Consider the following 13,761-nt stretch of genomic DNA (forward strand, 5'->3'; position numbering starts at 1 on the left):
GTCGGGCCTGTATCACGGCACGCAGCAGATCAACCAGGGCCAGATGGACCGCTGGTCGATCGTCACCACGCTGAACTATCTGGCGCATGACGAGGAAGTCGAGATCGTGTTGGCAAAGGCCAAGCACTATCAGAACCCCGAGGGCCGCGACATCGTCAACAAGATGGTGCGCCTCGCGGATCTCACGCGTAACGCCTTCGCCAATGGCGATCTGTCGACGGTGATGAGCCCGCGTACGGTGATCACCTGGGCTGAGAATGCCGACATCTTCAACGATATCGGCTTCGCCTTCCGCGTCACCTTCCTGAACAAATGCGACGAGCTCGAGCGTCCGCTGGTCGCCGAATTCTATCAGCGCTGCTTCAACGCAGAGCTGCCGGAGAGTTCGGTCAACGTGGCGCTGACGTAAGTTCTTGTTGCGAAGAACGCTCGTGGTTTCCCTCCCCTCTTGCGGGGAGGGTCGGCCGAGCGAAGCGGAAGCCGGGGTGGGGGTACCCCAGGCGCCGGTCTTCCGCGGGGCACCCCCACCCGACCGGCCTGCGGCCGGCCACCCATGGCGGACGAAGTCGTCCGCCAGACCCCGCAAGGGGGAGGGATAAGAGGCCGCGGAGAAACCGAGCAATGAGCACGACGACCACCAACAAATTCCGCCCCGGCTCCAAGGAAGCGCCGACCGAGCCGTTCAAGCGCGCGGTGACGTCGTGTTTGCGCGCGATCGCCAAGGCGCCCGAGCTCGAAGTCACCTTCGCCGCCGAGCGGCCGGGTCTCGCACCGGGCAAAGCCCGTCTTCCTGAACCCGCGCGAAAAATGAGCAAGCGTGATGCCGCCATCGTGCGTGGCCACGCCGACTCCATCGCGCTCAAGCTCGCCTGTCACGATCCGAAGGTCCATCGCAAGTTGATGCCGGGCAATCCGCAGGCGCGCGGCGTGTTCGAGGCCGTCGAGCAGGCCCGCGTCGAGGCGATCGGTTCGCGCCGCATGGCTGGCGTTGCGAAGAATCTCACCGCGATGCTCGACGATCATTTTCATCGCGGCAAGTTCGACGAAATCACGGATCGTGCCGATGCGCCGCTGGCCGATGCGCTGGCGATGCTGGTGCGCGAGCGTCTGACCGGCATGGCGCCGCCGGCCGCCGCGAAGAAGATGGTCGATCTCTGGCGTCCGATCCTCGAAGACAAGATCAGCGATCGCCTCGACCAGCTCGACCAGTTCGCGGAGAACCAGGCCAAGTTCGGGGATGCCGTGCATGACCTGCTGTCGGTGCTCGAACTCGGCGACGATCGCAATGCCGAGCCGGATGACGAGGAGAGCGAGGACGACGAGCGCCAGGGCGAGAACGATCAGGCCGGCGCCGAAGGCTCGCCCGAAAGCGACGCCTCGCAGGAAATGAGCGCCGATCAGGCGCAACAGTCGTCGGAGGAAATGTCCGACAGCTCGATGGAGAGCGCGCAGGCCTCCGCGTCGGATACGTTCGACGAAGATGGCGAGATGGGCGACGACGAGACGCCCGGCGAAGCCACGCGCCCGAATTCGCACGGCAAGAACGAGCCGCGCGGTCCGGAATATCACGCCTTCGCGCCGAAATTCGACGAAGTCATCGCGGCTGAAGACCTCTGCGATCACGATGAGCTCGAACGGCTGCGCTCCTATCTCGACAAGCAACTCGCGCATCTGCAGGGCGTCGTCGCGCGTCTCGCCAACCGCCTGCAGCGCAAGCTGATGGCGCAGCAGAACCGTGCCTGGGACTTCGACCTCGAAGAAGGCATCCTCGATCCCGCGCGTCTGTCGCGCGTGGTGACCGACCCGCATCATCCGCTGTCCTTCATGCATGAGAAGGAAGCGACGTTCCGCGACACGGTGGTCACGCTGCTGCTGGACAATTCCGGCTCGATGCGCGGCCGCCCGATCACGGTGGCAGCGACCTGCGCCGACATTCTCGCGCGCACGCTGGAGCGCTGTGGCGTCAAGGTCGAGATTCTCGGCTTCACGACGCGCGCCTGGAAGGGCGGGCAGTCGCGCGAAGCGTGGCTCGGTGCCGGTAAGCCGGCCAATCCCGGTCGCCTCAACGATCTCCGTCACATCATCTACAAGTCGGCGGATGCGCCGTGGCGCCGCGCACGGAAGAATCTCGGCCTGATGATGCGCGAGGGTCTGCTCAAGGAGAATATCGACGGCGAGGCGCTCGACTGGGCGCATAAGCGCCTGCTTGGGCGTCCCGAGCAGCGCAAGATCCTGATGATGATCTCGGACGGCGCGCCGGTGGACGACTCCACATTGTCGGTGAACCCCGGCAACTATCTGGAGCGTCATCTGCGCTATGTGATCGAAGAGATCGAGACCCGCTCGCCGGTCGAACTGATCGCCATCGGCATCGGCCACGACGTGACGCGCTACTATCGCCGCGCCGTGACCATCGTCGACGCCGAAGAGCTCGGTGGCGCCATTACCGAGAAGCTGGCGGAGCTGTTCAACGAAACGGCGGGGCCGGCACCGACTCATGGTCGGCGACGCAGGACGCATTGATAGGGTAGGGTGGGCCAGAGCCCCTTTGCCCACCCTACAAGGTCCCGCTTGGCCCCTCATCTCACCCGCCGCACCCTTCTTGCGACCGCTGCAGCCGGCATAGCGCTGCCTGCAGTTGCCCGCGCGCAAACGGCTTCCGCGTCATCGGCACGCGGGCCCGTAGCCATCGAGATTGAAGCCCGCACGATCCCGGCTTTCGACACGCGTGATCGGGCGCATACCCGGTTCGGGTCGCTGCAATATCGCAGCGGATTGGTCCTGACGTCGAGATACAAGGACTTCGGCGGCATCTCCGGTCTTCGCCTAGATGACAAGGGCGAGGGCTTCATCGCCATCAGCGACAAGGGCAACTGGTTCACCGGCAAGATCGCCTATAGCGGCGATACCATGGTCGGCATCATTGATGTCGAGGCGGCGCCGATGCTGGGCACCGACGGCAAGCCGATCGCGGCGCGCGGCTGGTACGACACCGAGTCGATCGCGGTGGACGGACCGACGATCTATATCGGCCTCGAACGCGTCCATCAGATCCTGAAATTCGACTTCGGCCGCGACGGCCTACGGGCCAAAGGCGAGCCGATTCCGCAGCCGCCGGGTATGCGCAAGCTGCCCAACAATGGCAGCCTGGAAGCGCTGGTGATGGTGCGCAGGGACAGGTTCAGAACAGCGCCGCTGGCGGGCATGCTGCTTGCGATCTCGGAGCGCGGGCTCGACAGCGCCGGCAACATCTCTGCCTGGATTATTGGCGGCAAGACGCCTGCAACATTCTCGGTCCGCCGCACCAAAAATTACGACATCAGCGATGCGGCGCTGCTGCCATCCGGCGATCTGCTGCTGCTCGAACGCAAGTTCTCGCTGTTCGGCGACACGGGGGTGCGCATCCGTCGTATCCCGCTGTCGTCCGTGGCGCCGGATGCCGTCATCGACGGACCCACCATCTTCGATGCCGATCTGGGTTACGAGATCGACAATTTCGAGGGGCTAGATGTGCACGTCACAGCGGAGGGCGACACGGTGCTGACGCTGATCTCGGACGACAATTTCTCGATGCTGCAGCGAACCCTGCTGATGCAGTTCACGCTGCTGGACTAGAGTCCCGGTTGTGACGCGTTTTCCTGATGCGAACCGGCATCCACTTCGCTCGAAAACGCTGTGTACGGTCAGGCAGCCGCCTCGGCAGCGTCAGCCGTCCTGGCCTGATGGGCGATCAACAATTCGCGCAGCTCGCTTGCGGGTTTGGCAGCGCTGAACAGGTAGCCTTGCATTTCGGTACAGCCGAGCGCGCGCAGCAGCTCTTTCTGCCGGAGCGTTTCGACACCTTCGGCGGTCGTCGTCATGTTGCGCGAGGTCGCGATATTGACCACGGCCTGCACGATCGAGGATGACCCCTGTGCTTCGGCAATATCGGTCACGAAGCAACGATCGATCTTGATCTTGTCGAACGGGAAACGCTGCAGATAGCTCAGGCTCGAATAGCCGGTGCCGAAATCGTCGAGCGCAATGCGCACGCCGATCTGGCGCAGACCGTGCAGGATTTCCAGGGCGGTATCGTCGTCGCGGATCAGCACGGCCTCGGTGATCTCGAGCTCCAGCCGCCGCGCCGGCAGGCCGGATGCGGCGAGGGCGGAGGTCACCTTCAGCGCCAGCGATGCGCAGCGGAACTGAACTGGCGAGACATTGACCGCCACCCGGATGTCGCAGGGCCAGTTGGCGGCCTCGGCGCAGGCGGTGTTCATCACCCATTCGCCGAGCTCGTTGATGATGCCGATATCTTCGGCGACCGGAATGAACTCGGCCGGCGAGATCATGCCGCGTTCGGGATGACGCCAGCGCAGCAGGGCCTCGCAGCCCACGACAGTGTCGTCGCGCAGCGTCAGCAGCGGTTGATAATAGACTTCGAACCCGCCTTTGGCGAAGCCATCACCGGCCGCGTGACGCAGTTCAAGCTCCAGCGTGCGGCGGGCCTGCACCCGCGCATCCATTTCGGGTTCGAAGAAGCGGTAGGTGCGGCGGCCGTCGGCCTTGGCGCCGTACATCGCAAGGTCGGCGTTCTTCAGCAGCGTATCGAGGTCGGCGCCGTCGCGCGGGGCCAGCGCGATGCCGATCGACGCATCGGTGAGCAGACTGTGGCCGAGGCAATCGAATGGCTGGCGGATCGCATCATAGATCCGGCCGACGAGATCGATGATGTCGGTATGGGTTTCGACGCCGGTTTGCACGATGGCGAATTCGTCGCCGCCGAGTCGCGCCACCACATCGGAGCCGCGCACGCAGGCGCGCAGCCGCAGGGCAATGCCCTTGAGCAATTCGTCGCCGACGGGATGGCCGAGGGAGTCGTTGATGCCCTTGAATTCGTCGATGTCGATATAGAGCACCGCGCATTGGGCGCCGCGCGCAACGCGCTTCAATTCGTGTTCGAGTTCGTTGCGGAACAGCGTGCGGTTCGGCAGGTCGGTCAGCGCATCGTAATGCGCCAGATGTGCGATCTTCTGTTCGGCGTTGCGACGCTCGGTAATGTCTTCATGGGTCGCAACCCAGCCGCCATCGGCGACCGGTCGGGACGAGATCTGGATCGCACGGCCATCCGCGGTGTGCATGACATTGATGCTCGACCGTCCGACGTCGCGCGTCACCTCCGCGACATAGGCGTCGACGTCGCCGGCGAAGGAGCCCGTCTCCTTGCGATGCGCGATCACGTCGCGGAACGGACGGCCTGGCGTGATGACCTCGCGCGACAGCCTGTACATGTCGATATAGCGCTGGTTGCAGACCACCACGCGCGCCTGCGCGTCGAACAACAGCAGGCCCTGTGTCATGTTGTTGATGGCGGTGTCGAGGCGGATTTTCTCCAGCGTCGTCTGCAACTGCGCTGCACGGTTCTGCCGCTGGATGTGACGGATCATCAGATAAATCAGACCCGCCAGGATCAGGGCCGACAGCGTCGCGAGGGTAACTAGAAAGCTGGTCTGGTCGCGCCAGTTGGCCAGCGCGCCATCCACGGATGTGGTGGCGATCAGCGCGACCGGAAAATTTTGCAGCAGGCGGATCGAGCCGAGGCGATCGATATTGTCGATGGGGCTGACGGTGCGGATGGTCGCGGGCGCGTCGCTGAAGCGCAGGTGCTGCACCAGCGGGCCGCTATTGATGACCTTGCCGATCGACGAGGGCATCTGCGGGTAGCGCGCCAGCAAGGTGCCATCGCGGTGGAACATCGCAATGGTCGCGTTCTCGCCGAGCGTGACGGATGCAAAGAACTTCTCGAACTGATGCGGCTCGACGCTGCGCGTCACGACACCGAAGAATTCGCCTTTGGGCCCAGAGATGCGACGGGCGAACAGCGTCTTCCACTTGCCGGTGATGCGGCTCAGGACCGGCTGCACGATCTCGTCGTCAACAGTGAGGTCCTGGGATTTGAGTTTCTGGAAATATTCACGGTCGGCCAGCACGAGATCCGGCGCCGGCCAGGATCCTGTCCAGTTGACCAGACGGCCTTCAGCGTCGAGGACGGTGATGTCGTTGGTGAATTCATCATCCACCTTCGACTGCAACATCATGTGGGACTCGTAGCTCGACATGCTGCTGGCGAAGCTGTGGACCGACATCACGCCGTTGGCGAGGAGATGAGCCGTGAGGCTCTTCTGGATGCGCTGCAGATCCTGGAATTGCTGATCGAAATGCCGGCTGAGCAGTAGCACGGTGTTTTCAAGTTCGCGGTTGGAATTGTCGATCGTGCGCTGTCGAAAATTGTTCACGGTCATCGCCGTGCCGGCGGCAATGGTGACGATCAGTACGGCGCCAACGAGTACGAGCCAGCGCACGGGCGTGCGACGGATCGTCGAGCGCCCATCGCCATGTTCGGCAGCGCCCGGCGTTGAACCGCGCACGTCGTTCGTCATTCGCCTCCCCAGCAGCCGCATGGATCCCTACCCCTCGGGGATAGAAATACCCGGGCAAGGGTGGAAGACGCGTTAGGAAGTCAGGTGAATCAGGAATTAATTGCAACCGTGCAAGTGGTATCTACTTACGCTGCAAGGCTTTTTTGCTGCGGTGCGGCGGGTCGGGTCTGGTTGCGACCGTGCGCTTTTGCGGCATAGAGCGCGCTGTCAGCATTGCTGATCAGGTCGTTCGAGGTCGTCAGCGATGATGGCACGAGGCAGGCCGCGCCGACGCTGATCGTGGTCGTGGTCATGCCGTCACGCTCGAGTGCACCCACTTCGGTGCGAATCCGTTCGCCGAGTTCGATGGCCTCGGCAAGAGCGAGGCCCGGCAGGATCAGCGCGAATTCCTCGCCGCCATAGCGGGCCGCGCAGTCGCTGGCGCGCTTGGCATGGCGGGCGATGCTCCAGGCGATGCCGCACAGAACGAGGTCGCCTGCCTGATGGCCGAAGCTGTCGTTGAACACCTTGAAATGGTCGGCGTCGATCATCAGCAGCGAGATCGGTGTGCGGTTGCGCTGGGCGCGCTGCCATTCCTTTTCCAGCACCACGTCGAAATGACGCCGGTTGGCGAGGCCGGTGAGGCCGTCGGTCATGGCGAGGCGTGCCATCCTGTCTTCCATCTCGCTGCGCTTGCGCATCTCGCGCGCCAGGATCAGCATCAGCGCGCAGGCGATCAGACCGAGCGCGCCCATGGCGCCGCCGATCTGCAGCGCTTCCTTGCGCCACTGGCCATAGATCACGTCGGTGGACCGCCCGACCATCACGATCAGCGGATGCGAGCCTTCACGCCAGACAAAAAGACGCCGCACGCCGTCAATAGCGGAATCGCCGACATAGGAGCCGGAGAAATAGGCCAGCGCTTTCTGTACGCCCGGGACCGGACTGAGATCGCGGCCGACGATCTCCATGTCGAACGGTGTGCGCATGATCAGCACGCCGTCCTGCCGGATGACGGTGATCAGGTCGTCCGGCTCGAGCTGCAGGCGATCGGAGATCTCGTGGAAATAGCTGTAGCGGATGAAGCCGGAGACGACGCCCAGAAAAGTCCCGTCGCGCGCGGCGATGCGGCGGCTCAGCACGATGCCGTAACTGCCCTGATGCAGCATCGGCCTGGAGATATAGAGGCCGAACAGCGGATCCCGCATGTGCACCTTGAAGAACTCGTCATCGGCGAAATTCTCCGGCTTCGGATCCAGCGTCGACGAATCCAGCGTTACATTGCCGGCCACATCCATCACCTGGATGGCGCCGAAATGGCGCGCGGTGGCGGCGTGGTCGAACAGGATCAGTTGTCGCATCGGCCGTGAGATCTCGACCAGCTCCGGCTCGGTCATGTTGGCGACCACATTGCGCAGCGACAGATCGTAAAGCTCCACATTGCGGGCGATATCGGCATCGATGCTGGAAGCGAGATTGCCGAGCGTCTGGTGCGCCAGCTTCTCGTCGCCGCGCCGCATGCTCATCAGCACGCTGCCGCAGATCGCGGTGAATCCGACAACGACGATCGCCGCAGCGGCCAGCAGCCAGCGCGGAGAAATCCGGCGAGTCGTTTCGGTGGCATTGCGGGCGAACATGGCTTCGTCGATCAAAAGGACTGCGTTGCAATGACCGATGCATAGCATCGCAACCGGTAATTCTTTGACAGCTACGCGACGATCAACAGTTTGGTTTCGCCGTTTTGCGACGGGCGGTTAATGGAAAGTGAAGAAAATTCGCAGGGTTTGGCCGCGAATGCGCGACATGAAATATGGGCGTGCCGCGCGGACACGCCCGTAGGATCGGTGGGGGCCTGGAAAGCCGTTGTCCCGGCGTCACTGCATGGCGCCGGCCACCATGATGTCGCGGCCGGAGCGATATGCGGTGTCGTCGCAGGTCAGCGCCACGGCGATGTCGGCGATGCCTTCGGTCGTGTGGTTGCGCGCGGCGGGCAAGGCGACGAACTGCCGGTTGCGCACGTTGCCGTCGAGCACGTCGATGGCGGCGGGTTCCTCCGGGCCGAGCATCCCGGGCGCGATGGTGCTGACGCGGACATTGCGCGTGCCATAGGCGCGCGACAACCCGCGGGTCATGGCATCGATGGCGGCATCCGCGCCGGGGTCCGGCAGCGATGCGGGCGCTGTCGGAATGCCATCGAGCGCCGAGAGGTTGATGATGCTGCCGCCGTCCATGCCGAACATGCGCACCGCCTCCTGACACAGCAGCATGGCGCCGAACACCTTGAGCTCGCGCTGCCGGCGCTGTTCGTCCTCGCACATCACGTCCCGCGCGTCGCTCCGCGCGAAAGCGCCGTTGTTGACGAGAATGTCGAGCCGGCCGAAGGTCGCCGCGATTTCCTCATAGAGCCGCCGCACATCCTGCCAGCGGGCGGTGTCGCCTTGCACGGCGATGGCCTGGCCGCCGCGCCACACGATTTCGGCGACCACGCGCGCCGCGCCGCGGGGATCATCTGCGTGATGCACGATCACTGCCGCGCCTTCCGCGCCGAAGCGCCGCGCAATGCCCGCGCCGATGCCGTCCGCGGCGCCGGTCACGAGCGCAACTTTTCCTGCCAGTCTGGTCATGGCATGTCCTTGAATTGGGATGATGTCTGTCTTGATCGTCAGTCGTGTGCATAGATTTTGGCGGAATCGATCCGGGCGTCATCGCGCCGACAACTGTCTGGACGCGCAAGGCGGAGAATTCGACCCGATACCCGTATGGCCTGGCAGATCCGAGGCCCGCGGGCGGCTCGCCGATCTGCTCTGTGGCTGGTGATCTTATCGCAAATGCAGGCACGCCTGCGTTAGCGCGATCCTGCATCTGTTTTGCACGATCCTGCAAAAGTGATCGCGCAGCCATTTCACGGCCACGGCACTGCACCTAGATAGACCTCGGCATAAAAGGCCTGCCGCCTGAGGGGTTTGCGTGTGACCGAGACGATTCGTGAGATTGCCGACATCATTGCCCGTTACGCCGCCAATGGCAGCGATTATGCCGCGGGCATGAAGAGCCTGTTCCTGAAGCGTCAGGCCGAGCCGACGCAATTCGTGCATACCGCGCAGTGGCCGTGTTTCGGCCTCGTGGTGCAGGGCGCCAAACGGCTGCAACTGGGCACTGAGATCTACAACTACGCCGCCGGCGATTATGTGCTGGTGTCGCTCGACCTGCCCATGTCGTCCTGCATTGTCGAGGCCTCCGAGGCGGAGCCGCATCTCGGCATGGGCCTCGCCATCGATCCGCAGCATCTCAAGGACGTGCTCGGCCGGTTCGGCCAGGGATTCAGCAACGGCCATGCCCATGCGCCGGCGCATCCCGCCGTGCCGGAGCGTGGCGTCGTCGTCGCCAAAGCCTCCGCCGATCTGCTCGACGCCACCTTGCGGCTGCTGCGCCTGCTCGACCGGCCGCAGGACATTCCGGTCATGGCGCCGCTGCGGGAGCAGGAGGTACTATATCGCCTGCTGGTCGGCCCTTACGGCGCGCGGCTGCGGCAGATCGCGCTGGCCGAAAGCCCGAGCAACAAGGTCGCCAAGGCGATTTCCTGGCTGCGCAGCAATTATGCCAGCCCGCTCCGCATCGAGGATCTCGCCGACCGCGTCGGCATGAGCGAATCCTCGCTGCATCACAATTTCAAGACCGTCACCGCGATGACGCCGATGCAGTATCAGAAGCAGCTAAGACTGCACGAGGCGCGCCGGCTGATGCTGGTGGAGCGCCTCGATGTCGGCAGCGCCGGCTATGCGGTGGGCTATCAGAGCCCGTCGCAATTCTCCCGCGAATATGCCCGGCTCTACGGCCAGCCGCCGATCCGCGACGTCGGCAGTGCGCGCGGCCCCGTGCTCGGAGGCGAGGTGCGCATCGCGGGCTGAGTGACGTTGTCACGCTGACTTCTCGCGAGTACCCGCTCTTTATTCCCCTCTCCGCCGGCGAAGCGCAGCTTCGCGCGGTGGGAGAGGGGGCCTGGGCAGCCTCCGGCTGCCGTTCTTGAAAAGAGACGCCGATGCAACGCATCGGCTATGGCGCAGCGAAGGCGGGAGAGGGGGACTTTCCGCACGCTCCGACTTCGCGTAACCCCTCTCTGGCCCTCTCCCGCCCGGCGTCGCGGAGGAGAGGGGACAAGAAAGAGGGAGCAAGCGCATCCATGATCTCTGCGGTGATCTTTGATTTCGGCGGGGTGATCACCTCCTCGCCCTTCGAGGCCTTTGCGCATTACGAGCAGAGCCATGGCCTGCCGAAGGACATCATCCGCCGCACCAATGCGGACAACCATTTCGAGAATGCCTGGGCGAAATTCGAGCGCGCCGAAATCGATCTCGCCACCTTCGACGCGCTGTTCGCCGCCGAGTCCAAAGCGCTCGGCGCCGAAGTGCCGGGCCGCGATGTGGTCAAGCTGCTGAAGGGCGAGATCCGCCCCGAAATGGTCGAGGCCCTGCGTCGTATCAAGGCGGCGTTCAAGACCGGCTGCATCACCAACAACCTGCCGGCCAACGCCATGGGCTCCACCGACGGCCGCGCTCTCTATGTGGCCGAGGTGATGGTGCTGTTCGACCACGTCATCGAATCCGCCAAGATCGGCCTGCGCAAGCCCGATCCGCGCATCTACACGATGATGACGGACAGGCTCGCAGTCGATCCGAAGACTTGCGTCTATCTCGATGACCTCGGTGTCAACCTCAAGCCCGCGCGCGATCTCGGCATGACCACGATCAAGGTGACATCAGCCGCGCAGGCGATCGCAGAGCTGGAAGCCGCGACGGGATTGAAGCTGACGTAAGCGCTGACGCTACTCCGGTGTCACGACGCACCGGCAGTTATGCTCCCTCCCCCCTTGCGGGGGAGGGTCGGGCAGGGGGGTAACCCCAGACTCCGGCGTGTGTGGCACCCCCACCCTGACCCTCCCCCTAGCGAAGCTGCGCTTCGCGCGGAGGGGGAGGGGACACTCCTGTTCAGCGCTCACACACAAAAAAAACGGCGCGCCTCCCCAGCGCGCCGCTTCTCCTCAGCCAATTCCGCGATCAAATAATCGAGCGATCCACGTTGCGCACCTCGCCGGTGCGCGCATCGATATCGACCTGGATCCACTTGCCATAGTTGTCGCGGCCCTCGATCTCCCATTCATTGTCGTCGAAATGGGTGTTCTGCACCGTCACCACGCCGATCCCCGCGGCGATCGCCAGCGCGTCCTGCAGCGTCAGCGGGCCGGACGGCACCGGCATCATGGCCGCCCGCGGGGCGGGCTGGCGGACATAGACGTCGGCGGCAAAAGCCGGCGCAGCCGAACCGAGCGCGCCCGCCAGTGCCAGCGTAAACAGGGCTTTTCGCAGGGTCTGTTGCATCGAAAATCTCCTCATCTGTCCCACGCGCCGCATGCGGCACAACCGGGTTAAGAACGGTGCACGCTGCACTGCGTTCCCGGAGGAAATGAGGCGATGTTGTGGGGGTGCAGTTTCTACATCTCTTACCGGGGCGAGTTCGAATTGAGAAGCCATTCGGATGGGGGAACTACCTAGACTACTCCGCTGCATTCACGGCAGGTAGCGCCACGGTCTCGATCCGCGTGAGGTCGAGCTTGCCGGAAGCCTGATCGATATCGAAGCCCACCACATCGCCGTTGGCATCGAGATCGACCACGAGGCCAGCCACGATCTCCCGGCTTTCGATGCCGGGCACATCTTTAAGCTCGATATAGAGACTGTCCGTCTCAGGATAGTAATGCAGCTTCATGGCGCATCCTCGCGGAAGTTGCGGTCGAAAAAGGCGTTATGGACCGTCTCCCCATCGTTCAGTGTAACCACGCGAAGATAGCGCGGTCGAGCCTCCCCCGCGATCAGGATGTGGCCCCAATGCCTGATCCGGCCGTCCCCCTGCACTTCGCGCCGGAGCGGTGTGGCCAGTACCTGATTGATCCAAGCGAGATCCAGGTAGGGCCGCTTCCTGAGTACCTGCTCCGCGAAATACTTCGTCGTCTTCAAGCGCGCCCCCCAGAGCAATATTATGCGGAAGTTTAACACTCGCTAAGGGTGATCATAAAGGAAGGAACAACCTTTTTGTACAACCTTGGAGGAATGGCAGAAGCCCATGCAAGACAACAGATAGTTGCCGAAAATTTCATCGCCCGTTGGTCCGGCCAGGAGGGCGGCCAGGAACGCGCGAATTATTCGCTGTTTCTGTCCGAGCTCTGCGACGTTCTGGAAGTCTCTCGCCCGGAGCCAGCGCAAGCATCTCACGAACTAAACGACTACGTCTTTGAACGTCGCGTCGAACGACGATTGGCAGACGGCAAAGTCGAGACAGGTCGCATTGACCTCTACAAGCGCGGCCACTTTATCTTAGAGGCGGAGCAAAGCCGCTGGCGCGGTCGGAAAGCTCAGCCGGATCATAGTCCTGACTTGTTTTCGGAGCGAGCGGATGTGACGGAATTAAAGCCCGGTGCAATCGATTATCTGATGATCAACGCACGACGGCAGGCAGAAGGCTACGCGCTGGCGCTGCCCGATGACCATGTATATTCGGTGAACCGCGCCGCGAGTTGAGGCCCGCGCTTGCTGGCCTTAAACGATACATCGCTACTGCCGAAACATCGAAGCATCGTGTCTTCCAGTTTTTGAATAGCTCTATCCTGCCGGACAATAAGCTTATCGCCATTTGTGCTGATGACGCATTCATCCTTGGTGTCATTTCATCCCGCTTTCATACAGTTTGGTCGTTACGCGCAGGTGGCTGGATTGGTGCTGGCAACGACTCTGTGTACGTGAAATCGCAATGCTTCGACCCATATCCATTCCCCGAGGTGAGTTCGGCTCAGAGAAGAGACATTCAACAATTAGCTGAAGAGCTTGACGCTCTGCGTAAGAGTGTTCTTGCGGAGTACCCCGATTTGACACTGACGGCGCTTTATAACGCGCTGAGCGCCATCATTCTTGGGACCGCACTTGACAGTAAACAGCAGGATACTGTTGAGCGCGGTCGAGTTCGAACCTTGCGTGATCTCCATGAGCAAATTGATCTTGCCGTTGCGTCCGCATATCGTTGGTCGGCAAATATTGAGACGAGGAGATTCTATCAAATCTGACAGCGCTTAACGCTCAAAGATGCCAAGAAGAGCAGATTGGGCTAATCCGGTGGGTGCGTCCCGAATATCAAATAGAAAAATTTGGCCCGCTAGCACATCGCGTCGACCGTGTTCAGACGATTGAGGTTGGGGAAGCGAGACGAGCGAAACGTGCCTTCCCTCAGGATGGTAAGGCGCAGGCAGAAGAGGTGATCGAGTTGCTGTCTCGCAGCAAGCGTCCGATGACTGCAATTCAGATTGCATCTCAGTTTC

Annotated in this window: 14 protein-coding genes; 8 read left to right on the forward strand and 6 right to left on the reverse strand. The window is 62.7% G+C overall.

All coding sequences use genetic code 11. From position 1 onward, the window contains the following. The 3 genes from ACEK02_RS09665 to ACEK02_RS09675 form a co-directional block, all read left to right on the forward strand. Positions 1-409, forward strand: a 409-nt coding sequence (locus tag ACEK02_RS09665; RefSeq protein ID WP_371421501.1) for a CbbQ/NirQ/NorQ C-terminal domain-containing protein, incomplete at its 5' end; no start/stop codon positions are given. A 212-nt stretch (positions 410-621) separates the two neighbouring features. After that, on the forward strand, positions 622-2,523 hold the full coding sequence (gene cobT / locus ACEK02_RS09670) for a cobaltochelatase subunit CobT (protein ID WP_371421502.1): 1,902 nt from the start codon (positions 622-624) through the stop codon (positions 2,521-2,523). Between the two features lie 48 nt (positions 2,524-2,571). Next, positions 2,572-3,615 (forward strand): esterase-like activity of phytase family protein, encoded by a 1,044-nt coding sequence (locus tag ACEK02_RS09675; protein ID WP_371421503.1) that lies wholly within the window; start codon positions 2,572-2,574, stop codon positions 3,613-3,615. Positions 3,616-3,683: 68 nt separating this feature from the next. On the opposite strand, the gene ACEK02_RS09680 is transcribed toward ACEK02_RS09675, so the two are convergent. The 3 genes from ACEK02_RS09680 to ACEK02_RS09690 all read right to left on the reverse strand — a co-directional run bounded on the left by ACEK02_RS09680 (position 3,684) and on the right by ACEK02_RS09690 (position 8,992). After that, complete coding sequence (locus ACEK02_RS09680) at positions 3,684-6,419, reverse strand: EAL domain-containing protein (RefSeq protein WP_371421504.1); 2,736 nt, start codon at positions 6,417-6,419, stop codon at positions 3,684-3,686. 125 nt (positions 6,420-6,544) lie between these two features. Further along, on the reverse strand, positions 6,545-8,050 hold the full coding sequence (locus ACEK02_RS09685) for a diguanylate cyclase (RefSeq protein WP_371421505.1): 1,506 nt from the start codon (positions 8,048-8,050) through the stop codon (positions 6,545-6,547). Positions 8,051-8,272: 222 nt separating this feature from the next. Then, positions 8,273-8,992: an SDR family NAD(P)-dependent oxidoreductase gene (locus ACEK02_RS09690; protein WP_371421506.1), complete on the reverse strand. Its 720-nt coding sequence runs from the start codon at positions 8,990-8,992 to the stop codon at positions 8,273-8,275. Between the two features lie 375 nt (positions 8,993-9,367). Between ACEK02_RS09690 and ACEK02_RS09695 the strand changes: the two genes are divergently transcribed. Continuing rightward, positions 9,368-10,306: an AraC family transcriptional regulator N-terminal domain-containing protein gene (locus ACEK02_RS09695; protein ID WP_371421507.1), complete on the forward strand. Its 939-nt coding sequence runs from the start codon at positions 9,368-9,370 to the stop codon at positions 10,304-10,306. A 272-nt stretch (positions 10,307-10,578) separates the two neighbouring features. Further along, positions 10,579-11,211 (forward strand): HAD-IA family hydrolase, encoded by a 633-nt coding sequence (locus ACEK02_RS09700; RefSeq protein ID WP_371421508.1) that lies wholly within the window; start codon positions 10,579-10,581, stop codon positions 11,209-11,211. Between the two features lie 241 nt (positions 11,212-11,452). Here ACEK02_RS09700 and ACEK02_RS09705 read toward each other — a convergent pair whose 3' ends face one another. From ACEK02_RS09705 to ACEK02_RS09715, 3 genes are all read right to left on the reverse strand, one after another. Then, the gene (locus ACEK02_RS09705) at positions 11,453-11,773 is read right to left on the reverse strand and encodes a PepSY domain-containing protein (RefSeq protein ID WP_371421509.1); all 321 of its coding nucleotides are present in this window, start codon (positions 11,771-11,773) and stop codon (positions 11,453-11,455) included. A gap of 175 nt (positions 11,774-11,948) precedes the next feature. Further along, a complete protein-coding gene (locus tag ACEK02_RS09710; protein WP_371421510.1) occupies positions 11,949-12,161 on the reverse strand; it encodes a DUF2283 domain-containing protein in 213 nt (70 codons plus the stop codon). Then, positions 12,158-12,409 carry a hypothetical protein gene (locus ACEK02_RS09715; protein ID WP_371421511.1) on the reverse strand — a complete coding sequence of 84 codons (252 nt, stop codon included), beginning with the start codon at positions 12,407-12,409 and terminating at the stop codon, positions 12,158-12,160. The genes ACEK02_RS09710 and ACEK02_RS09715 overlap by 4 nt, the downstream gene beginning before the upstream one ends. Before the next feature lie 75 nt (positions 12,410-12,484). Between ACEK02_RS09715 and ACEK02_RS09720 the strand changes: the two genes are divergently transcribed. The 3 genes from ACEK02_RS09720 to ACEK02_RS09730 form a co-directional block, all read left to right on the forward strand. Then, positions 12,485-12,970 carry a type IIL restriction-modification enzyme MmeI gene (locus tag ACEK02_RS09720; protein ID WP_371421512.1) on the forward strand — a complete coding sequence of 162 codons (486 nt, stop codon included), beginning with the start codon at positions 12,485-12,487 and terminating at the stop codon, positions 12,968-12,970. Next, complete coding sequence (locus ACEK02_RS09725) at positions 12,967-13,509, forward strand: hypothetical protein (protein WP_371421513.1); 543 nt, start codon at positions 12,967-12,969, stop codon at positions 13,507-13,509. Before ACEK02_RS09720 ends, ACEK02_RS09725 begins: the two co-directional genes overlap by 4 nt. Before the next feature lie 53 nt (positions 13,510-13,562). Continuing rightward, positions 13,563-13,761: hypothetical protein (locus ACEK02_RS09730; RefSeq protein WP_371421514.1), on the forward strand; the 199-nt coding region annotated here is incomplete at its 3' end.

The sequence above is a fragment of the Tardiphaga sp. genome (assembly GCF_041424195.1).
In the GTDB taxonomy this organism is placed as follows: Bacteria; Pseudomonadota; Alphaproteobacteria; order Rhizobiales; family Xanthobacteraceae; genus Tardiphaga.

Excerpts from the sequence above, each read along its gene's own strand:
- cobT (WP_371421502.1), top strand. The coding sequence starts at position 622 with ATGAGCACGACGACCACCAACAAATTCCGCCCCGGCTCCAAGGAAGCG.
- ACEK02_RS09680 (WP_371421504.1), bottom strand. The coding sequence starts at position 6,419 with ATGACGAACGACGTGCGCGGTTCAACGCCGGGCGCTGCCGAACATGGC.
- ACEK02_RS09700 (WP_371421508.1), top strand. The coding sequence starts at position 10,579 with ATGATCTCTGCGGTGATCTTTGATTTCGGCGGGGTGATCACCTCCTCG.
- ACEK02_RS09705 (WP_371421509.1), bottom strand. The coding sequence starts at position 11,773 with ATGCAACAGACCCTGCGAAAAGCCCTGTTTACGCTGGCACTGGCGGGC.
- ACEK02_RS09710 (WP_371421510.1), bottom strand. The coding sequence starts at position 12,161 with ATGAAGCTGCATTACTATCCTGAGACGGACAGTCTCTATATCGAGCTT.